This is a genomic window from Brenneria salicis ATCC 15712 = DSM 30166 (genome assembly GCF_003315515.1).
Taxonomy (GTDB): Bacteria; Pseudomonadota; Gammaproteobacteria; order Enterobacterales; family Enterobacteriaceae; genus Brenneria; species Brenneria salicis.
The window spans coordinates 31,807-53,520 of record NZ_QNRY01000026.1 but is presented as its reverse complement, the minus strand read 5'-3'; the positions used below and the strand labels follow the sequence as shown (position 1 = coordinate 53,520).

Sequence of the window (21,714 nt, the reverse complement as noted above, 5' to 3'; positions counted from 1 at the left end):
TTTTATGGATGGTTTTCTGCATCCGACGTCGTTCGGTACGGGGTATTGGTGCTATGATCGGCATCGCTCAGTCCGGTTGGTGATTTGTGATTTTTAGCGATTGATCAGATCGCTCAACTCGGACTAAGTTCCCTCAAAGTGATCTACTATTTGGAACAGCTATTTAGCGTGGAAGTTCATCCCCGAATTATTGCTCGCAAGGCGCTCATTCATAATTCCAGAAGCCTGATCCTGGCACACAATCACCCTTCGGGAAATGCCTCGCCCAGCCAGGCGGATCGGGAACTTACCCGTAATATGGCGAAATATAATCTGAAAGCACCCTTCAATGGAGGGTGCTTTTTAATTATGCATTCATGAAAAATGGATTTTGTTATTATCTTTGACGAACTAAAAAGGGAAAGGGCCAACAGCAAGGGGTAAAGGTATTTAAGGGTAACAGGCTTTACCGAAAGTGCCAGAGGCAAAAGGCTATTTCCCTGAACAGGAAATCCTGTTTTCATGTGTTCAGTCTTTAATAAAATATGCTGGAGCTATTTTTGATTAATTGCCGATCTGTTAGCGGCTTTCCATCAAAGTTTCTCCTGTATTCATTCTTTTGGCTTTTCAGTATTTCATGAATTCAGGAGATCCCATAATCATCAGTTTTATCAGTCAGAAAGGTGGCGTCAGCCGTTCAACGCTCGCCCGCGCCGCTGCCGTTGAACTCATCCATTCAGGCAAAAAAGTGCATCTCGCCGATCTGGACAGTAAGCAGCAAACTTCATCCAAATGGCGCAGCAGCGAGCGACCGAAAAAACTGCCCGTTCGCCGGAAAAATGCTTTAAGTCCGTGGCGCTGGACTGGCATCAAAACAACAGAATCTGGTCGGAAAACCACGCCGTCCGTCTGCTTGCCAGCATGAACAATCATATTTTCCCGGTGCTCGGTCATCTGTCGATAACCGAACTGAAAACCCATCACTTCACTGCCTTGCTGAAAGGTACTGAGGCAAAAGGTTTGCTGGAAGTTGCGTCCCGGACCCGGCAGCACCTGTGCAACATTATACGTCACGCCGTGCATCAAGGATTAATTGAAATAACCCGGTATTGAATCTGGACGGCGTGACATCTCCGCCGGTTAAACGCCACTATGACACCAGAACTGATGTCTGTGGTCACGGATTCCGGACGATGGCGTGTAGCGCACTGACGGAATCCGGCATGTGGTCGCAGGATGCCGTTGAACGCCAGATGTGCCCACTATTCGTTCGTGGGTAGGATCAATGTTGCCAGAGCCAATGACGGAGCATGGTGGCCTTCCAACGACCACAAAGGAAATTTGTTTTTTCATTAAAGAAATCTCGCCCTTATTTTACTAAAAGGTTAAGCTGGCGAAAAAAAGGAGGGGATATTATGAGAAATGTAATTATTAGTATGGTCACCAAAATTTCTAAAATGGATGCGGAAGCCAAGCTTCTTGCAGCCCGAGTAGAAGCGCAGTCACTACTCCTTGGAGCCTTATTACTGACCATCGGTAAAAATGGTGGTGTAACCGAAATGATTGAAAACGTTAAAAAAGCCATCAACGCCGCACTTGATTCTGCTGATAATCTGCTTAAATCTGATGCAGAATTACTTCTGAATGAATTTGATACCCTTCTTTCACTAACTCAGTTACTTGAAGAGAGTGATCCTAAAATTGATTATGAATCTTTAAATCCGCTTCCAGGACAGATGCCCACAGATTAAAGCCCTATATTATCGGCTTCCTATACCTGTAGCATTGAGTGTAATGGTAATCCCCCCATTTTTAACGGAGGTCATAAGTAGAGTTATGCAGCACGTAACACATGCTGTTTTGGGGTATATCCGCCCAACGCCATATTCGGCCTTTCGTGATTATAAAACCACTGCCATTCTGTTGCGTACCGTTGTAATTCGTCCAGTGATGAAAATATAAATCCTGGCCTTCTTTTTAATAATCACTGAATAATTATGAATATAAAAAATTAGCCAAAATTTATCTCTGTTCAGCGAGTGGTGATACACCCTTTATACTGTTCGAGGTGGTCCGATTCCGGTTTATCCAGCAGAAGTCCGCCGATAAAATCCTTGTAAGGTTCCATACAGGGAAATTTATCCCAGGTCGCCTATGCTGGTTTGGCAATTTTGTTTTATACCTCGACCATCGCTTTTTCCCATTGTTTGCTATTGGTAAACCAAATTTCGGCAACGAGTTGGAATGGCCCGATTTTAGGCTGGGCCGGAACCCGGCTGGAAATGAAACGGGTGACTTCGGGAAGTTCGGCGATTTCTGGTGCAAACGTCTGCCTGAACCACTGGTCTCCTTCCTGCTGCGAAACGCCGTCGGGATATTTGAAAATGATCAGCCAACGATAATTGGGTCCATCTTCAATCGTTCGGTCGCTGCCTTTAAAATCATCCTCCCAGAATAACGGCGCAAAGGAAAATACCGTCGGATGGTAACCGCCACGGCCCCCAACCCACTGGCCTCCGCATCGGGAAAAATGGTGGTCAGATTTGGGGTCAGATTGGTTCGATAATGGAGTGACCCCCAAATGTCCCTTAACGACTCAAAAATCCGCAACTTAAAATCATCCGCTAATACCTTCAAAGTTTCCGATTCTCATGGCCTATACATTTTGCTCAATCCCGGCGGTTCACGTCTCTGGTATCTCAAATACTGTATCGATGGCAAAGCGTCCCGCCTCAGTTTAGGCGCTTATCCCGACGTGTTTTTGGCCGATGCGCGGTAACAGCGCGACGGCATCCGCAAACTGCTGGCGCAGAATATCAACCTGGCTCACTGAGCGTTATATTTAATCTTGGGGACAGGTTAAGCATAAGCACATGATTTTTGTTGCGAAGGAGGGATAAGAATAACAACATAACGTACTGAATTGTCTGGAATGACATGTTCTGGACTAAGCTTCCTAAAGTAAGCCGTATTATCAGTAGGAGAAAAACCTAAACAGCTAAATGGTTGTCTGAAAAATGGGGTCTGTGATGAAGATTTTTATTACTGGATCAACAGGATACATCGGTGGTTCTCTGTCAGTCTATTTACGCAACGCGGGGCACCACATTCGTGGACTGGTTCGTAATCCAGAGAAAGCAGTACAACTTACAGCCAGAGGCATTGAGCCCGTTATCGGTGAACTAAGCGACAGCGAATTACTCTCTTACGAAGCACAACGGGCAGATGCCGTCATCAATGCAGCTAATAGCGATGACCTAAACACCGTAGAAACGCTATTGACAGCCATTCGCGGAACCAACAAACCACTCATCCATACCAGCGGAACCAGTATCATCGCTGATATAAGCGATGGTAATAAATCAAACGATAACATTTTTGCTGAAAACAGCACACTGCTTATAACCCCAGAAAAACAAGCACGAAGAGCAATTGATGAGAAAATCCTAGAGACGAAGGGAATACGCGGCATTGTTTTGTGTAATAGCCTGATCTATGGAGAAGGGAAACTGCCAGGCACAAACAGTGTACAGATCCCGCTTCTCATTAATCAGGCACGAGACAGCGGCGTAGTGCGCATCGTGGGAAAAGGTTTGAATATCTGGTCGAATGTACATATAGACGACCTCTGCGAACTTTACCGATTAGCGCTGGAAAATGCGCCAGCAGGAGCATTCTATTTTGTTGAAAATGGAGAAGCATCCTTTGCAGAACTAGGGGCAGCACTTGCAAAATGTCTTGGAACTCAAGGACCTCAAAGCTGGTCTATTGAAGAAGCCGCAGAGGTCTGGGGTAAAACGCGGGCTCGCTACTCATTAGGCTCCAATAGTAGGGTCAGATCTGTACGCGCCCGTCAGGAGTTGGGATGGAAACCGCAACATAACTCGGTAATCCAATGGATTTTAACCGAGATGGCGGTCAAGTAGACATGATTATCTCGATTGAATAAACGAAGAATAATTATGCCTCGATTCAAACCACTCATAAATCGAGGCGAAACGTTTGTACCGATCCCATAACGATTCGAAAACCCACAATCAAGCCTTCCAATAAACCCTTAAATTAACGGATTGTGATGCGGGTTAAGCCCAGCAGCATCATTTAAAGCCCGGCAAACTCCTCAATTGGCGACATACCGTGAGAGGCGAGGAAATCCAGTACCCGGCGCGGCGAGACGTTTAGTACACGTTCCAGGAGAAAACACTCGTCATCGAGAATTTTCTGGCATTCGGTGAAATCGCCCAGCGTAAACGCGCTATGGGAATCCGTACCCAGAGAAAGCCAACCGCCCCGCTCCCGCACAGCCGCGACAATGGTCCGACAGTTAGGATCGCTGCCCCGGCGCGAATAAGTAAACGACGAGTTATTGACCTCAAGTGCGACATTGAAGTGCGCGGCGGCCTCGACAATCGACGGGATATCCACCGGGGATTCAGGGTTGCCGGGGTGACTAATGATGTGTACGTGGCCGCTCGCCATCGCCGCGATCATCGTATCGGTATTCGCGATCTTACCGGCGGGCGCGAACACCTGCTTATGAAACCCGGCGATAATCAGATCCAGCGATGCACGCATTTTTTCGCTGCAATCCGTATTGCCGTTGGCTTTGATATTGGCTTCAATGCCGCGCAGTATTCCCACGCCATCAACCAGTCGCGGCAAAATACGCATGTTGGTAAAGTGGAACGCGTGCGGCGCATCCACCATCTCAGGGCCATGATCGGTAATGGCAATCAACTTCACTCCCCGGCGCACCGCTTCGGCGAGGTAATCGTGTACGGTGCTGTACGCATGGGTGCTTGCTACCGTGTGCATATGCAAATCAACGGGATACATGGCTTTCCTCCTGGATGAGCGCCACGCGGCTCACACCGCGCAGGGACAGGCAGATTATGACAGCGGTGAAAACTGTAAGGAAAAATCAGCGCCCCCTGCGGCGCTGATGGAAAAATGCTGGTAGTCGCCCACCGTCAGAATGACATCGGTCGCATGGGCTTCCGATTTGCTCGTGAGTACCTCGACCAGCATACAACCCGCGGCACGGGCGGAGGTCAGCCCCGCTACCGAGTCTTCGAACGCCACGCAGTCCTGCGCCGCGATTGCCAGCCGCTGCGCGCCCAGCAGAAAAGGTTCAGGGTGAGGTTTGCCGTGATGGATGTCTTCACTGGTGACCAGCACCGGCGGCGTCGGGAATCCCACCTGGCGAATGCGGGCCGAGGCGACTTTCAGCGAGCCGGAAGTGACGATGCCCCAGGGTACCGATAACCGCGTCAGCAGCATGAGAAATTTCACCGCGCCGGCCACTGGCGTGATGTCCGCGACATTGTGCGCCTCGAAGTCTTCCAGCATGGTAAATTCATGCACAATGGCGTCATTCGTCGCGGTTGGCATAAAATGGCGCAGGGTCGCCAGCGCGGGCTTGCCGTGTAGAAAATTTCTTACCGCTTCACTGTCCAACCGTTTTTTTTTCGCCCACGCCTCCCATGACCTTTCTACAAAATTCAATGAATTAACCAGTGTCCCATCTAAATCGAACAACAATCCTCTGCAACGCATATTTCCCACCCGCACGGCGTTAAATAAAATGATGAGTCCTTTTTATCTCAGGAACCGCCGTTTAATAAATGGTAAAAAAAACGTATTTATAGTTATTTTGTGATTTTATTTTTTAGTTATAAATATTGTGATTGCGATCCCATTAGTATAAATCTCTAATTAAAATTCACTTTAATCTTATCAAACAACAAGATGAAACGATTCACCTGATAATATTAAAATATGATTTAAATCACAAAAATATAATCAGGTTATTTTTTTCAAGAATAAGTCACAAATTTTCTGTATTAAATCCGACCCGAAACAGCGAGGATTCAAATATACAAGGCGGTCTGTCGCTTCAGTTCGCCAGAAATAATACAACATAAGTATTCGTTTTTCGGGAGTGGTTATGTCTGAACTGATTACTTATCAATGTGAGTTAAAGGAAGGGATTCATGCCAGACCCGCCGGGCATATCGAACGCCTGTGCAATACTTTTCAGTCGGAAGTTGTGTGGAAAAATACGCGAACCGGCTTACAGGGCAATGCGAAAAGCGCATTGTCAATTGTCGCCACCGACACTCTTTTCAACGATGAATGTCAGATTACCATCAGCGGCGACGATGAATTCGACGCATCGCTACAGTTCGGCGAACTGCTCGGCAAACTGGCGTCATTTGAAACGACCCATAATGATGAAGCATGCGCCGCGCCGGACGGTTATTTGCCGCGTTCGCTACGCGAACTCAGAGCCGATTATGTTCAGGGTACGCGTATCAGCGGCGGCGTCGCGATTGCCAGACCGCTTTTGATCCAAAGCCTGAGCCTGGCGGATCTGTCCGTCCGCAATCCCGGCTTCATCGATACGCCAGCCCAGGAGAAAGCGCGCCTGCTCGACGGGCTGGAAAGCCTGAAGCGGGAAAAAGAGGCCTCGCTCGCCAATAGCAGCGGCGTAGAGCACGACATCATTCAGGCGCACCTGTCCATCATTACCGACATCGCCTTTCAGGGAAATATCGCGCAATACCTCAGCGAAAACACCAATGTCTGGGCGGCTATCGTCCGGGCAGCGACGGATTTTTGCGACATTCTCAATCAGTCATCCAGCAAATACATCAAAGAACGTACTCTCGACGTGCTGGATATCACTGTCCAGTTGCTTGGGCATATCTACGGCGAAGACGTTCTGCCGCGCAGCAGCCTTGAGCTACACGAACCGGTGATAATCCTCGCCAACAACCTGACGCCGGGCAAATTTCTCGGCATCAACAAGGCGTATCTGGCCGGCATGGTGCTGACCGCGACGGGCAAAATGTCGCATACGGCAATCCTTGCCCGCTCGCTCGGTATCCCCACCCTGACCGACATTGATTTTTCGGCGTTGGATCTGCCATCCCGCGAAGCAATCGTGATAGACGGCGATCTGGGGATGATGATCGCCCGGCCTGACGAAAATATGTTGCGCTACTATCGCCATGAAATCGTTATTCGCCAGACGATGCAGCAGGAAATACTGGCGGACATCAGCACACCAGCCGCCACGTCGGACGGGCATGAGATAGCCATTGCCGCGAATATCGCCAGTCTGACGGAAGCTGAGGCGGCTTTCAGCAATGGCGCGGAAGGCGTGGGACTGTTTCGCACCGAAATGTCGTTTATGGATCGCGAAACGCCGCCGACGCTGGAAGAGTTGACCGCGCTGTACACCCGCGTGGTCCGGCTCGCCGACGGCAAGCCGGTGATTTTCCGCACCTTTGATATCGGCGGCGATAAGCCGGTGGACTATCTCAGCATCGTTGTAGAAGCCAACCCATTCCTTGGCTACCGCGCCGTTCGCACCTATCCGCGCTATCTGGATCTGTTCAAAATGCAGTTACGCGCCATTCTTTCCGCCTCCGCCGCCGGTGACGCCCGCATTATGATCCCGATGATCGCCAGCGTCGATGAGGTGATCTGGTGCCGCGAAGTGCTTCAGACCGTGCAGCAGGAGATGAGCGCCGCACGGTTGCCGTATCGTGAAAATATCGAAATGGGCGTGATGCTGGAAGTGCCGTCGGTTATGTTCGCGGTACCGGAAATCGCGGAGCACGCGGATTTTTTCAGCGTAGGCAGCAACGATCTGACGCAGTATTTTTTCGCCGCCGACCGCGGAAATACACAGGTTGAAAGCGTTTACGACAATTACTCCCCGGCGTTTTTACGCGCCATGAAATTCGTCGCCGACCAGATGCATCGCGCCGGAAAATGGATCGGTATTTGCGGGGAACTGGCCGCCACCAACGATTTCCTGCCGCTCTTTATCGGAATGGGATTTGACGAACTGAGCATGAGCAACGCCGCGGTTCCGGTAGTGAAACATGCGCTGCGGGACATGGATTATGAGAAATGTCAGGCACTGGTGACCAACGTGGTTGCCGCGAAATCAACGGCGCAGGTAAAAGCGCTGCTGGATCATCCCGATGTCAAAGCCAAAACGTCAAAACCGATTTTAGGCAGGGAATTTATTATCGATAATCTTGATGCCGCCAACCGAAACGAAGTTATTAAAAAACTTACGGATAATCTCTGGCTGCGACACCGCACCGATAACCGGGAAAAACTATGCGACGATCTCTGGGCGCGCGAAGATACATTCCCCACTGCCGTCGGTTTCGGTTTTGCTATTCCCCATACCAAATCCGACCATATTCTTCACTCCACCATCAGCGTGGCAAAACTTATTTCCCCGGTGATTTGGGGTGAGCAGCAAGTGGATACGGTATTTATGCTGACCATCAGTAAATCAGCAGGCAACAATGAACACATGAAATATTTCTCGACCCTTGCCAGAAAACTAATGAATGAGGAATTCAGAAATGAAATAAAAAACTCAGTCACTTCCGAAGCACTCTACAACCGTATAGTCAGAACATTAGAAGTCTGAATATATACCCTAAATAATTCGAGTTACAGGAAGGCAGCAAGCGAAGGACAAATTCGTCGGGAACGAATTTGACCAGCCAACGGCTGGCCACCGGTGAGAAACAGGATGTCTCTCATTTAATCCCGATGAGCATACACCCGTAAGTGATTCGGGTGACAAATCTGCTATGTAGCGATATTAGGATCAGTTATTTAGGAGCAGATTTGAACGCTGTGTGCAGCGGCCCCTTTGGGGCGAGGCCCATGGATGGGCCGAGTAGTGAGCGCAGCCAACGCACCTGCAACTTGAAGTATGACGGGTATAAATACATCAATCACCTCCTTTTATTAGTCGAGGTTAGCATGTTTAAACTTTTAAAAAATACCAAAAGACACTTTATGACCGGCGTGTCATATATGATCCCCTTTGTCGTGGCGGGCGGTGTATTGCTGGCGCTCGCCGTCATGTTCAGCGGCAAAGCGGCGTTACCGGAGCACGGTTTCCTCAAAGCCATGTCGCAAATCGGCATCGCCGGGCTGACATTGTTCATTCCTATTCTGGCGGGCTTTATCGCCTATTCGATGGTGGAAAAACCGGGGATTGCGCCCGGCGCTATCGGCGGCCTGCTGGCCAATGAGATGGGCGCGGGTTTCCTCGGCGGGATGCTCGCCGGGATCATTGCTGGACTGGTGGTGTACGCGCTGCTGCAATTAATTTCCCGGCTGAAAATTCCTGATTTTCTGCGCCTGATTCTTCCAATCTTTATTATTCCGTTGGTCGGTACGTTCCTGACCGGGATGGCGATTTATTATGTGGTCGGCGATCCGATCGCGTGGGTGATGAAGTCCCTGAGCGTGTGGCTGTCCGGCATGCAGGGCGCGTCCTTTATCGTGCTCGGCATTATTCTGGGCAGCATGATCACCTTCGATATGGGCGGCCCGATGAACAAAACCGCCTTCTTCTTCGCCGTGGCGTTGATCACCACCAACCCGCAATTGATGGCCGCCGTTGCCGCGCCGGTGTGTACGCCGCCGCTGGGTATGGCGCTGGCGACCTTCCTGTTCAAACGCATCTTTAACGATGAAGAGCGCGAAGCGGGCAAACCGGCGCTCATCATGGGCTGCATCGGCATCAGCGAAGGCGCGATCCCGTTCGCCGCCGCCGACCCGATGCGCGTGATCCCGGCCAACATGATCGGCGGCGCGGTGGCTTCCGTGATTTCCCTGTGGTTTGGCGCCACCAACGCCGCGCCGTGGGGCGGACTGATCGTGCTGCCGGTGGTGGGTAATCCGGTGGGCTATGTCATTGCCATTATCGCGGGCGCCATCACCACCGCAATCGCGGTAAAGATTCTGAAAACCGTAATGAAATCGAAGGCATACGCGAAAAACGCGGGTGATGACCTCGATATCTCTTTTGACTAAAAAAGCAGGAGTCAATATGAAAAATACGCTGAAACAATATGTCGATTACATCGTGCAAGGCGGCAAATCCACCATGCTGGGCATCGGCCCGATGTCGCCGGCGCTCATCCAGGCTTGCTTTGAACTGGGGAAAGAAAAAGACCTGCCGCTGATGTTTATCGCCAGCCGCAATCAGGTCGATGCCGATGAGTTCGGCGCGGGTTATGTGAATAACTGGGACCAGTTCCGCTTCGCGGCGGACCTGAAAGCAATGGCGGAGAAAGTCGGCTTTGACGGCGATTACTTCCTCTGCCGCGACCACGGCGGCCCGTGGCAGCGCGATAAAGAGCGTAAAGATCATATTCCTGAAGCGGAAGCAATGGTATTGGCCCGTCGCTCCTACACCATTGATATGGACGCTGGTTTCGATCTGCTGCATATCGACCCGACCAAAGATCCCTACGTGGTGGGCAAAGTCATCGACATCGAACTGGTGCTGAGCCGCACCGTCGAACTGATCCGCTTTTGCGAAGCGTACCGTAAAGAAAAAAACCTGAAGGAATTCTTCTACGAAGTAGGTACGGAAGAAACCAACGGCGGCCTGACGGATATCCGCGCTTACGAAGAATTTATTATCGAACTGAACCAACGCCTGACGTCGGAAGGGCTGCCCCAGCCGCTGTTCATCGTCGGCCAGACCGGTACGCTGACGCGTCTGACCCGCAACGTCGGCCACTTTAACGATACGCAGTCCGCCGAGCTATCGACCATCAGCACCCGTTACGGCGTGGGCCTGAAAGAACACAACGGCGATTACCTGCCGGACGATATTCTGTTGAAGCATCCGGGACTTGGCATCACCGCAATGAACGTGGCGCCCGCCTACGGCACCTATGAAACGCGCGCCTACCTGACGCTGAATGAAGTCGAGCAGGATTTGGCGGCGAAAGGCTTGATTGAATCGGCATCCGACCTGAAAAACGTGCTGACTCGCGAATGCGTCATCAGCCACAAATGGGAAAAATGGATGACCGACGAGCACAAGAATAAATCGGAGGAACAAATCTTCAGCGATCCGGAATTACTCAAAGAAATCCTCGAACTCAGCGGTCACTATAATTATGAAAAACCGGATGTGGTGAAAGAGATGCAAAAAATGTTTGCGAATCTAAAATCCTTCGGTATTGAACCTGAGCGTTACGTCGTCAATAAAATTAAGGATATTATTCAGAACGAAGCCGAATGCTTTAATATGCCGGGACTGACTTCACGGGTTGCCGCCGCAAAATAATATTTTCGTAAGGTAAAATATCATGACTATTCTGGTAGCGGTAACAGCCTGTCCTACAGGTGTCGCCCATACTTATATGGCGGCGGAATCTCTGTTAATTGCAGCCCAAAAAAAAGGCTGGGAAATTAAAGTTGAAACCCAGGGAGCGACAGGCATTGAAAATGAATTAACCTCTTCCGATATTGATAAAGCGGATATGGTTATTCTGACCAATGATGTCACCATCAAAAATGAAGGCCGTTTTTCCAGTAAAAAAATTGTTCGCGTCGGCGCAAATACGGCTGTCCGCCATGCCGATGAGATTATGCAGAAAATCGCTGAAAATCTTGGCGTAAACGAATAATCAGCATGAATTAATAAATTGTAAACAAAAAGAATAAATAGCAAGGAGAGGGCCCCTCCTTCCTATTTTATTAACCTATATACGTTAACAGGTAACCGAATGAACCAGCTTAAGCAAATGCGGCAGAAGACGGTTATTGTCGTCGAAACCGCTATCTTTGAGGCGCAGGTGCGGAAAAGCGGAAAGCGCCGCATTGTTTGCTCTTAATAACGTTGTTACGATCCTGGTCCCTCTACGACAAGTATGCAGGCTTTTTATGAGCGCATTCATACAATCGATACTCAGTGAGTTCAGCAATCTGTGCGCAAGCGCCGACGCCGTACTGGTCGCCAACGGCAACGCCCAAGCGCCGACTATGGCGTATCACCTTCACGTTCCCAGAATCGAACTCACCGTAAAGGGCGTGTTCAGTATGCTGCTGCCAAAAGGCGACGATCGTATCGTCAAATTCGATCGTCCGGTCGGCGCCATTACCTATATTCCGGCCAATAGCTGGAATTTCCCGCAATGGTCCGCGCCGATGATCTCGCTGTCGATGGTGTTCTGGAAGCAGGATATCGGATTCAGCATTATTAACTGGGACGGCAACCAATTCAAAGAAGTGGACAAGTTCACGTTGCAAAATACCAGCAGCACGGTGCGCGATACGCTGCTGGATCTGGCGGAGTCGCTGGCGCGGACGCAGGATAAAAACCGTGAGACGTTCTCGCACATCATTTATGCGCTACTGAGCGATATCGCCCACCAAATCACTGTCGGCGCGCGCGAAAAGAAAAGCCCGGTAACGCTGATTGATGAAATAAAACAATACATTAGCCATAACTTTCATAAAGATATCAGTCGGGTGAGCGTCGCAGAGATCTTTAATATTTCTCCAGGCTACCTGTCCCGGCTGTTTTCGAAAGACTCTGAGGTGAAATTTAATGAGTATCTGAAGGCCGCCCGCATCTCCCGTTCACGATCGCTGCTGACCAGCACCATGCTGAAAATCAATGAGATTTCCGAACGCTGCGGCTTCACGGATACCAATTACTTTTGCAAGGTGTTCAGGGAGATTAATGACTGTACGCCTCTGGAGTACAGACGCAGGAATAGGGAAAGTAACCCGGTATGACACTGAGAAGCGGAGACATCATGTCACACGTAAAGAGCGAAAGCAAAATCAACATTGTCGCGGTTACCGCCTGCGCCACCGGCGTCGCACATACTTACATGGCGGCGGAGCAGCTTGAAAGACTAGCGAAGGAATACAACCTGACCATTAAAATCGAAACGCAGGGCGTGCTGGGCATCAAAAACAAAATAACCGACCATGACATCGCCCTCGCCGATATAGCGATCCTCGCGTCCGACATTACTATCGACGATTTCAAACGCTTCGAAGATTGCAGGGTCATCAATGTCCGCATCAGTTCGTTGCTGCTCAAGCCAACGGATTTACTGGCGTGCATTAAAAAGATCCTGCATTACCCAAAACGTAAGGTGATTGATTTATAATTTCACCGCGCCAATCGTGCTCGTGCCCGGTAATCTTCGCCTTTTTAACAGAGATCATCAGCCGGGTTCCAATAATATTTACGACTCAGCCACAGGGAGCGGGTACTCCAGAAAATAATATTGTTTCCCAGATATTCCTCTGCGAATTGAGTAAATTCCTGTCGGGTAAATGGCTTTTTAGTTTGTGGATTTATAAAGCTCAACGTAGGTTCCTGAACAGCCATCGCAACGAGATTCAGTTTATTTTTATAGCGATGAGAAAATGGATATGAATTTTCCATTTGTGTATTTTTATCAGGGACAATATCTCGTCCGCCAAGGCCAATATTGTCCTTTTGCGCAATAGCAAACAGGCGCGACATATAGTTACGGTCATTATTCCACTCATGGGGCCAAGAATTGACATACTGTACAACATACTATTTTCTAAACGCTTTTCTGGTAAAAGGTATGTTGTCCAGCGCCGCTGACACCAGATAACAGAAACAAAATCGGCATCATCATAATCCGCATATCCGCACCTGTAGTCGTCATGAAAATCAGTATGATTAACGGTATCAGACAACAAGGTCTGTTCTTAGAGCGTAGCAGCGCCGGAAACCATTACTGGCAAAATATCTCAGCGGCTAAATTTGGCAGGATAGATATTTACCTGAAATAACGAAAAGAGCATCAGGCTATGCATCCAAAATGGCGACACTCATACCGAAAAGTACTGTCTCCAACACCGTAATATGCTGATATTCCAAATCATGATCTTTAAGGGTTGAAGGTTCACTGACTACGCAAATAATCAATATGAGAAGTTATTCACGAAAATTGTCCAACCGGACGGATGAAGAGCGGGGAAAAGATGGAGATAGGGATGGTGATTAGTGATGGCGTGACGTTGAAAGATATGACGCCGTTGCCGTTTTAGCGACCTCGCCCCGCATCACGAAATCGATAAGGGAGAGGCCAAGGAAATAATACGGCTATAACCTGAGATCAGCGGGATGCTTTATCAAGTACGCCATTGATGGCGTTTGCCAGTTCATTAATCTCGAATTTTGCCACATAAGCATCTGCGCCCACATTACGCACATGATCTTCGTTGGCGCTGCCGGACAGCGAAGAATGAATGATCACCGGAATATTTTTCAGAAACTCATCGCGTTTAATATTACGCGTCAGCGTAAAACCATCCATTTCCGGCATTTCCAAATCGGTTAATACAAATCCGATTTTATCCGAAATCGGTCGACCTTCCGCTTGTGCGGTTTGTGCTATCGCCTTGATTTTATTCCATGCTTCCTGTCCGGTCACATGCATACTGTAGGGAAGCGACATCATATTCAAGCCTTGTTCAAGGAGCGAACGGGCAACTTTTGAATCTTCCGCTACAATAGCGATCGCCCCCGGTTTCATCGGGTATGTTTTCTCTTGTGCGTTCTCGATCCGAATATCACGATCAACCGGTATAATGTCATGCAGTATCTGTTCAACATCCAGAACCAGCGCCAGACGATTACTCGCCTTGTCGTTGTCAAGCTGTGCAATACTCGTGATATAACTGCTGCTCACGCCCGCCTCTGCAGCAAGCACCTGACTCCAGTCAAGACGAACGATATCGTCTACGGATTCCACCGCAAAAGCCTGGGTGCTGCGCGCATATTCCGTCACAAGGAGAATGTTTAGCCCGGTAGCCGGTACACAGCCCGCAACCGCCGGAAGGTCGATGACAGGGATGATTTGCCCACGGATATTCACCATCCCGAGCATGGGAGATTTCATCCCCGCCGCTTTGGTCAACGCCGGCATAGGCACAATTTCGCGAAGCTTAAACACATTGATACCGAACAACTCAGATTGTTCATCATTTGACGCGGATGGTGCAGAACCCAATCGGAACAATAAGAGTTCAAACTTATTGGCAGAGGTGAGGTTGGTTCTCTCCTCAATATCTTTTTGAAAATTATCCATGCTTTCCTCAATGCGAATAATGATTAATGTACGGTAACAAGGCGACATTCGCGATGCGAGCAGAATAAGGGCTGGCATCGGCTCCTTCACTGTTCGCGATCAGTAGCTCCCTTCAGATCTTATCCACCGCCAAATAGCGTTGCTGTGCTCAGCCAAGCGATCACATAAACGTGATCATCGCGTATCTCAACGTTGATCATTTTTTGTTATCGGCAGCACATGATGATTTCATGACATCAAAAATCACCAATAAAGCATCTTTGGCATAGATAACAGTATAAGACGCGTAGCGGGTAATGCAGAGAAAACCTGTAACTCACCGCCCGCGATGGGTAAGCGAACGTCAGGTTATAACAAAGGAATCTCTCACTGGGGCGCAAAAACCGCCAGAAAATCAGGGCAAGCGGGATTCTTTTATTCTATCGCGGCGGGTATTTCGCCGACACTTTGCGCGAGGTATGGGTATGTAATATCCGCAGGATATGCACTTCGTTTATCTCTCGTTTCAGCGCATAGATAATGATGAACGGGAACGTTGTCAGCACCAGTTTTCTTCTCTTCCCTGACTTGCCTATATCGATTGCCGCTTCCACCCGCTGACGCATGACTCCGTCAGACTGACCTGATGACGTTCGGCGGCCTGCATCGCCAGCCGTTTGATCTCCTCATCGATTCTGAAATGGGTAGTTCACGGCACTGCCGCTCACCGGCGACGAACTGGCTCAGGCGGGCTTTACCGCCAATACCCTGTTCCGTATCAGCCTGTACCGCGACGGGCTGGTGCTGACCCGACTCGATGAGGATACCGATATCGCCGCGCTGCTGGCTGAACTCGGCGGCCATGACCGCGAGGGCGCCGACTGGATACGCGATAACGGCGAGCTTTATCTGGCGGGCGACTGGCTGACCCGCTGCGGGTTGCCCGACCAGTCGTTAAATATTGAACTGCTGCCCGGTAAAATAACCATTCGGGCGGAGCGAGGGATTATGCTGGCTTAATAAAAAAGCCGGAAGGATCGACGATCACTTCCGGCTTTTATTTATTTTATTTTTACTTCCCAAAACGTACTATCAAAAACATTAATTATCGCAAGGCAATTCGTTAAATTATCTATATCTACGTCCTCATATAATAATAAACCAGAACTAGCCACGATAAAAAAAGTCTTTATATCATCTAATGAATTAGCCAATAATTTAACTTCACTCCATGACATTTCCAACCCATGTTTCTTTGATAAAACCAGATCCTCAAAGTCAGGCATAGATAAACCATACAAAGCACATCCAATAGCATCTATTTCGTAGAGATACCAATTCCAATCATTTTCTGGAATAGCTTTTATTAGATCAATTAATTTTAGTTTTATATTTTCCTTGGAAAACATCTCACCGTTTATTACTTGCATTATGGAAGCTCCAACTTTCTGGCTGGGCCGTGCTGAGGTGTCCCGCCCGTAGGATTTGGAATATAATCATGTTGATGAGGATTAGGATGTTTAGCCGGTCGCCCATGATCTGTAAAATCTATATCTCGCTTAGGAACGAGTTTACCATTTTCATCATATCCCCATTCTCTCGCTTGAGTGTATGTTCCTTTTCTGCCTTTCTTAGAACCTAACTGTGTATGCGGGGCATCAGTATCCGGAACAGGATTTCCGTTCTTATCACGAGGCAAAGGACGATCCGGTCTATAAGAACCATAGGAATCCTTTGACGCCCCGTCTTCTCCCGGACACCCAACCAACCCCAGCGGGTCAACCCATTCCAGCGGATTATGCACATATCCCTGAGGTCGGATGCCCCCACGCAGTCCCACCGGGTCAGGCGAAATATACTGCTGAATACCCTCCGCATCATAATAACGATGCCGATTATAGTAAAGCCCTGTTTCCGCATCGTATAACTGCCCCTGATAGCGCAGGTCGCAGTACACCTCCTCGTTCGCCGCATCGCCCAGGTAGCGTCTCCGCAGAATAGGGATTTTTTCCTCGCGATGCGCGCCCCATAGCCCCTGCTCGCCCCGCCAGTGAACCTGGCCTACTTCACTGCATAACTCCCGCGCCGTCCCCGTCAGGTCCGTCACGATATAGTGCAGCCGCGTCGCACCCTCCTTTGACTCCACCTGCGCCAGCGGACGAAAACTTCCCGGCTCATACACCCACTGCACATCCCACTCGTACCGCGTTTCCTTCACCCGGAAGCCCGCCCGCAACGTCCGTTTCTCCACCAGACGCCCACACTCGTCATACCGGTATTGCGTATCGCCGCGCTCGACCAACCGGCCCGCCGCATCATACCGCGCCGACCACTGCACAGCCGCATCCGCAACCGCCAGCGTCTCGCCTTTTCCCGGCGCTATCCCGGCGATTTCACACAGGTTCTGCTCGCTGTCGTAACCAAACAACCTCGCCTGACGCCGCTTCCCTTGCTCCCTACGCTCCGCCGTCACCTGACCCGTGCCGTTCAGCCTGAATGCCTGCTCGCCCCAGTTACTGTCGCTGATGCCCGTCAGCCGGTCCAGCACATCATACTGGTAGCGACGCTCCATCACGTCGCTCATCCCCTCCAGCGCCTGATGTCGCAGCAACCCGTTCGGACTCCACTCCTGACGCAGGGAAAATCCGGCCTCGTTGCTTCTGCGCTGCTCCTGACCCGATGCCGTGTGGCTGAACCTCAGCGCCTGATGCGCCCCGATGCCCAGCACCGACAATTGTCCCGACGACCACGACAACCGCAGCGGGGCCAGCACGCCCTCCACCACCGATCGCTGCCCGCCCGCATCGTAATCGCTGGTCACCGCCTCCCCATTCACGGTTTCGCTCACCACCTGACCGGCGCGGTTATAGACGTACGCCACCACCGCATCCGGGCTGGCCGCCCTGACCAGCCGGCCGGCCATATCATACGCCAGCGTCGTGACGCCCTCTGTTGTCCCGTCCGTTTTCAATGTCGTGAGCGTCGTCACTCGCCCGGCCGCATCATGCGCATACCGTATCGCGCTGCCGTCCGGGGCGACACGCTGCGTCAGCCGACCCGCTGCGTCATACGCGTAGCGGTATAACCGGCCGTCATAATGCCGCTCTTCACTCAGACGCCCGCTGCTGTCAAAGCGATACTGCCACTCCCGTCCCTGGCTGTTGGTCACGCCGGCAAATTCGGCTTCCGCATTATAGTGATAGCGCACCGTCGCGCCCAGCGGGTCAGTGGCGGTCATCAGGTTATCGAACGCCCCGTAACGGAACTGATAGCGTTGACCCAGCGCGTCGGTTACCGTGGTCAGATTACCTTCCACGTCATAACCAAACCGGGTTTCGCTGCCGTCTTCATAAATCACTTTTGACGGCGACTCGCGTCCCCCCTCGTATTCCCAGCGACGCACCTGCATACACTGCTCATGGGCGATGTGCCGTTCCGTCAGACGGTCATGGTCGTCATAGATGAACGTGACCGCTGGCGCGTCATCGCGCTCAAGCCCGCTCAGTAAGCCACGCGCATTGTAGTGATAACGTTGCAGCACCCCATCCGGCCCGATGAGCGTCGCCAACTCGCCATTATCATGATAATGATGCAACCACTCGCGGCCTTCCGGGTCATTCACTTCCACCAGTTGGTCAGCGGCATTACGCTGATAACGCCATACGCTGCCCATCGGGTCGGTATAAGCGGTTAACTGACCATCGTCGTCATAGTCATAACGGTGTATCGCGCCATCCGGCAACGTCACCGTCGTCACTTGCCCCCATGCATTACGCTGGTATTCCGTGCGATTGCCCAGCGGATCAATTTCTGCCGCCAATTGGTTGTTTACCCACTCAAACCGGTTTTCACCGCCATCTGGCTCGCGGCGTAGCAAGATATTATTGTGTTCATCACGCACATAGCTGATCACCCTGCCAAAACCACTGTGATAATGGCTGGTCAGGTTGTCATCGTCATATTCGAAATGGCCCGGCCAGTATCCCCCGGCGGTTCTGTCACGTATCGCCCAGCCTTTTTCATCGTAATCATGCTCAACCCAGGTAGAGCCCAAATCAGACCAACGCAACAGCCATTCCGGCGAGTAACGGTAGTCAAAATTACGTCCTTCCCCCGCACGAACACTTAACAAGTGTCCGCGCGCGTCATAGGTATAACTGGCCAACGTTTTCAGCGGCTGACGATGCGCGTCGCATAGCGTCAGTTTGACAATCCGGTGATGCGCGGTTTCCACATGCACCAGACGGCCATCCGGTAAGGCAACCCAGCACAGGGTCGCCCGATCCCATAGCAGCGATATACGGTTTCCTGACCGGTCCTCGATCGCCGTCAGACACAGTTGCAGACCGAGCGCATGCTCAAACCGGTAGCGCAAGCCATCAACATGCTGCAACACCAACTGCCCCTGCCGACGGGTCAGTCGCCACGCCGGGTTAGACGGCGCACGGCTTGATTCGCCTTCGGCGGGCAGAGCGAATACCGCCTGATCGAACTCGCCGTCGGTTAGCGTGATCACGCCTTTGTTCAACGCCAGACTCATATCCCAGTTGCAACGCCACAGCGTACCCAGCAACCCCGGCTGACCGGCAGGCTGTCCCGTACGGCGTCGTTGCCCAATCCCACCAGAGCGAACATCAGCCGGGAGAAACCATCCTCGCCGTCATTCTGAAAACGGACGTGGTAGCGATATTTGCGCCAGGCGCGATGAAGCAGCGTCAACAGCCGGTGATGAAAGAAATTGAGAAACACGCCCAGCTTTTGCTCGCCCTGCGCGTACTCCCAGGCCAATTCTTCCAGGTAATAACCCGGCATCGGCGACTGGCTGCCGTGCAGCCCCAGAAACGCCACCTCCAGTTCCTGACGCCCCTGGTTATCCTGTCCCACCCGCAGAACATCCGCAGGATGGAAACCGATTGATGCCGTCGAGCGGAAACGCAACCGTTCCTGATCGGGCCGGAAATCCAGTTCCTGCTCCAGATCAACCTCTTCCAACTGATTCAGCAGTTCCACCAGTTGGAAAAAATTGAAGCGTGAGGCGTCCTGGCGAAACTTCACATCATCGAGTGCTGACCTATCTGTACCGGCCATCGGTAGCGCTCCTTGTTATCGATGTTGACCACCTCCAGCAGGTGGAAAGCATTGACGCTGGCGTACAGCGAGAAGAAATGCGCCAGCACCGTACTGAACAGATACAGTTCTCCTTCGCTGGAGAAGGCGGACTGCCGTATCGACAGCACCGACTTCAGACCGCGAACCGGCATCCCCCGCACCAGCCGATCAATGGGCGTGGTGTCGATGGACTCGATCCCCGCTAGCCGTTTACGCGAGGCCTGTTCCGCTTGTTTGTCATGCAGGGCGGGGAAATCGTAGGTGCGCAAAATTTGCACCAACGCATCGCGGCGCAGCAACGAAACATAGTTCAACGACAGGTTGGAAATCAGCGTCCAGTGCAGGCTGCCGTCCATTGCCGGTCTTAGCGGACGGGTTGGCCAGGTCAGATTGCGAAATGTGGCGAAGGAGGGAGAATTGCCGGTCGGCACACAGATCGCGCCAACCGGCAATTGCGCCGCCCGCGAACGATTGGTGCAGGTCAGGCTGACGGAAATGGATTCATCCAGATCAATTACTTCACGTTCATCCCCACGGACAAAGGAAAGCAAATGCTCAAAACCGTCGCCGCTAACGGCTTCCCGTACCCGAATACGGTAATACAGCGCTAGCCGCCCTTTGGCGCGCTCAATCTGATGCTGGAAGCTTTCAAATGGCTGGTAGACGCGCGGCACGCCGCGTGAACGACCGGCATTGCCTTCCACCCAACCGTCCACCTTATCGATGGAGAAAATTTCAAATCCCTCGGCATGGCGGTAACTGGCTTTCAGCGGATATTCCGTCTGACGTCCGCTGAGATTGATCGGTTCGCTGTCATGCTGGAACAGATTGATGGCCGGGACACAGTTGAGCATGAATGAGTCGGGCCGGATTTTCAGTTCCGCGGGCAAGGGACGATCGAAACAGAAATGCAGGCGGAACGCCGTCACCGTTAACGGCAAGTCGGGCCATGCCGCACCGGACAGTTGGAAGAACAGAAAGCTTTCAGGGAAACAGAAATACTCTTGTAGAATACGATAGCCGGAATAAACGTTGCCCGGATACGGTAGCAGCGCATCTTCACGTTCAAATCCCACCGTTTTCAGTACGCCGGCTTCCTGACGGAAGCGCTGGCCGTCGACTTCCAACTCAATGTGCGATAACTGGCTGGCTATCCAGAAATAAAGTTCATAGGCGGTGTAAGTATCGCCGCCCAGATAAAAGCGCAGTTTGTCGAGTTGCAGAGAGCCTAATGACAGCGGGCCGTGCAGACCGATATCCAGCGTTATGGTCGAGAGATCGTTACCGCTTTGTACGTTGATCTGGCGGATATCCGCCGGGTAGATCCAGGCGTCGTGACAGGTCTGAAAATGCCAGACCATCTCGTCCACCGGCAAGCTGTCAAGCTCGCAGCCGCGTGCGACAAAGGCGGGCTGCGCGATGGCGCCGGGGAGTACCGAAAACTGCATAATCGTCATACTCGGCACGGGGCGCAGATAGTTGGGCCACAGCATGCCCAGCAAACCATGCGTCAGTTCAGGAAACTCGTCCTCGATCTTCGCCCGCAGACTTCCGGTCAAAAAAGCGAACCCTTCCAGAAGTCGCTCGACATCCGGGTCAGTGGTCTGTTCTGACAAAAATCGGGTTAGTTCAGGGTGGGCTTTGGCGAATTCGCGCCCTTGCAGGCGCAAGTAGGTCAATTCATCCCTGAAAAAATGTTCCAGTGACATAA

At 51.2% G+C, this 21,714-nt stretch carries 16 protein-coding genes and 8 pseudogenes; 13 read left to right on the top strand and 11 right to left on the bottom strand.

Annotated elements, in window-relative coordinates:
• Nucleotides 1-165 precede the first annotated feature (165 nt).
• From DES54_RS18940 to iraP, 4 genes and pseudogenes are all read left to right on the top strand, one after another.
• Nucleotides 166-306, top strand: a pseudogene (locus DES54_RS18940) (JAB domain-containing protein); the annotation flags it as partial.
• 310 nt (nt 307-616) lie between these two features.
• Nucleotides 617-718, top strand: a pseudogene (locus DES54_RS19285) (hypothetical protein); the annotation flags it as partial.
• A gap of 53 nt (nt 719-771) precedes the next feature.
• Nucleotides 772-1,235, top strand: a pseudogene (locus DES54_RS18935) (tyrosine-type recombinase/integrase); the annotation flags it as partial.
• Between the two features lie 159 nt (nt 1,236-1,394).
• Complete coding sequence (gene iraP, locus DES54_RS11885; protein WP_113867632.1) at nt 1,395-1,730, top strand: anti-adapter protein IraP; 336 nt, start codon at nt 1,395-1,397, stop codon at nt 1,728-1,730.
• An 83-nt stretch (nt 1,731-1,813) separates the two neighbouring features.
• Here the strand turns inward: iraP and DES54_RS11880 are convergent.
• Together DES54_RS11880 and DES54_RS11875 are read right to left on the bottom strand one after the other, a co-directional pair.
• Nucleotides 1,814-1,942: pseudogene (locus DES54_RS11880) on the bottom strand (integrase core domain-containing protein); the annotation flags it as partial.
• A gap of 213 nt (nt 1,943-2,155) precedes the next feature.
• Nucleotides 2,156-2,560, bottom strand: coding sequence for a hypothetical protein (locus DES54_RS11875; RefSeq protein WP_113867630.1), 405 nt, complete (start codon nt 2,558-2,560; stop codon nt 2,156-2,158).
• Between DES54_RS11875 and DES54_RS11870 the strand changes: the two are divergent.
• Nucleotides 2,561-2,755: pseudogene (locus tag DES54_RS11870) on the top strand (Arm DNA-binding domain-containing protein); the annotation flags it as partial. It lies immediately after the preceding gene.
• 253 nt (nt 2,756-3,008) lie between these two features.
• The gene (locus tag DES54_RS11865; RefSeq protein WP_113867628.1) at nt 3,009-3,905 is read left to right on the top strand and encodes an NAD-dependent epimerase/dehydratase family protein; all 897 of its coding nucleotides are present in this window, start codon (nt 3,009-3,011) and stop codon (nt 3,903-3,905) included.
• Between the two features lie 175 nt (nt 3,906-4,080).
• Here DES54_RS11865 and DES54_RS11860 read toward each other — a convergent pair whose 3' ends face one another.
• Complete coding sequence (locus DES54_RS11860) at nt 4,081-4,815, bottom strand: phosphatase (RefSeq protein ID WP_113867626.1); 735 nt, start codon at nt 4,813-4,815, stop codon at nt 4,081-4,083.
• A gap of 54 nt (nt 4,816-4,869) precedes the next feature.
• Nucleotides 4,870-5,535 (bottom strand): HAD-IA family hydrolase, encoded by a 666-nt coding sequence (locus DES54_RS11855; protein WP_113867624.1) that lies wholly within the window; start codon nt 5,533-5,535, stop codon nt 4,870-4,872.
• A 391-nt stretch (nt 5,536-5,926) separates the two neighbouring features.
• Between DES54_RS11855 and ptsP the strand changes: the two genes are divergently transcribed.
• The 6 genes from ptsP (at nt 5,927) to DES54_RS11825 (ending at nt 12,953) form a co-directional block, all read left to right on the top strand.
• Nucleotides 5,927-8,440 carry a phosphoenolpyruvate--protein phosphotransferase gene (gene ptsP, locus DES54_RS11850; RefSeq protein WP_113867621.1) on the top strand — a complete coding sequence of 838 codons (2,514 nt, stop codon included), beginning with the start codon at nt 5,927-5,929 and terminating at the stop codon, nt 8,438-8,440.
• Between the two features lie 341 nt (nt 8,441-8,781).
• Nucleotides 8,782-9,843 carry a PTS fructose transporter subunit EIIC gene (locus DES54_RS11845; RefSeq protein ID WP_113867619.1) on the top strand — a complete coding sequence of 354 codons (1,062 nt, stop codon included), beginning with the start codon at nt 8,782-8,784 and terminating at the stop codon, nt 9,841-9,843.
• A gap of 16 nt (nt 9,844-9,859) precedes the next feature.
• Nucleotides 9,860-11,113 carry a class II D-tagatose-bisphosphate aldolase non-catalytic subunit gene (locus tag DES54_RS11840; RefSeq protein ID WP_113867617.1) on the top strand — a complete coding sequence of 418 codons (1,254 nt, stop codon included), beginning with the start codon at nt 9,860-9,862 and terminating at the stop codon, nt 11,111-11,113.
• Between the two features lie 22 nt (nt 11,114-11,135).
• On the top strand, nt 11,136-11,456 hold the full coding sequence (locus tag DES54_RS11835) for a PTS fructose-like transporter subunit IIB (protein ID WP_113867615.1): 321 nt from the start codon (nt 11,136-11,138) through the stop codon (nt 11,454-11,456).
• A 256-nt stretch (nt 11,457-11,712) separates the two neighbouring features.
• Nucleotides 11,713-12,570 (top strand): helix-turn-helix transcriptional regulator, encoded by an 858-nt coding sequence (locus DES54_RS11830; protein WP_113867613.1) that lies wholly within the window; start codon nt 11,713-11,715, stop codon nt 12,568-12,570.
• Nucleotides 12,571-12,590: 20 nt separating this feature from the next.
• Nucleotides 12,591-12,953, top strand: a complete 363-nt coding sequence (locus DES54_RS11825; protein WP_113867611.1) for a PTS fructose transporter subunit IIB — start codon at nt 12,591-12,593, stop codon at nt 12,951-12,953.
• A 44-nt stretch (nt 12,954-12,997) separates the two neighbouring features.
• Here the strand turns inward: DES54_RS11825 and DES54_RS11820 are convergent, their stop codons facing one another.
• From DES54_RS11820 to DES54_RS11810, 3 genes and pseudogenes are all read right to left on the bottom strand, one after another.
• Entirely contained in the window at nt 12,998-13,315 is a 318-nt protein-coding gene (locus tag DES54_RS11820; RefSeq protein ID WP_113867609.1) for a hypothetical protein, read from the bottom strand.
• A 625-nt stretch (nt 13,316-13,940) separates the two neighbouring features.
• Entirely contained in the window at nt 13,941-14,915 is a 975-nt protein-coding gene (locus DES54_RS11815) for a chemotaxis protein (RefSeq protein ID WP_113867644.1), read from the bottom strand.
• Nucleotides 14,916-15,334: 419 nt separating this feature from the next.
• Nucleotides 15,335-15,588: pseudogene (locus tag DES54_RS11810) on the bottom strand (hypothetical protein).
• A 23-nt stretch (nt 15,589-15,611) separates the two neighbouring features.
• Here DES54_RS11810 and DES54_RS11800 point away from each other — a divergent pair.
• Nucleotides 15,612-15,914 carry a SymE family type I addiction module toxin gene (locus DES54_RS11800; protein ID WP_113867607.1) on the top strand — a complete coding sequence of 101 codons (303 nt, stop codon included), beginning with the start codon at nt 15,612-15,614 and terminating at the stop codon, nt 15,912-15,914.
• Nucleotides 15,915-15,955: 41 nt separating this feature from the next.
• Here DES54_RS11800 and DES54_RS11795 read toward each other — a convergent pair whose 3' ends face one another.
• The 4 genes and pseudogenes from DES54_RS11795 to tssF form a co-directional block, all read right to left on the bottom strand.
• A complete protein-coding gene (locus tag DES54_RS11795) occupies nt 15,956-16,324 on the bottom strand; it encodes a hypothetical protein (protein WP_113867605.1) in 369 nt (122 codons plus the stop codon).
• Nucleotides 16,324-19,476, bottom strand: a pseudogene (locus tag DES54_RS11790) (RHS repeat-associated core domain-containing protein); the annotation flags it as partial. The pseudogene DES54_RS11790 and the gene DES54_RS11795, both read right to left, overlap by 1 nt.
• Nucleotides 19,470-19,982 (bottom strand): annotated as a pseudogene (gene tssG / locus DES54_RS11785) (type VI secretion system baseplate subunit TssG); the annotation flags it as partial. The pseudogenes tssG and DES54_RS11790, both read right to left, overlap by 7 nt.
• Nucleotides 19,946-21,712: a type VI secretion system baseplate subunit TssF gene (tssF, locus tag DES54_RS11780; RefSeq protein ID WP_113867603.1), complete on the bottom strand. Its 1,767-nt coding sequence runs from the start codon at nt 21,710-21,712 to the stop codon at nt 19,946-19,948. The gene tssF and the pseudogene tssG, both read right to left, overlap by 37 nt.
• Between the last annotated feature and the right edge of the window lie 2 nt (nt 21,713-21,714).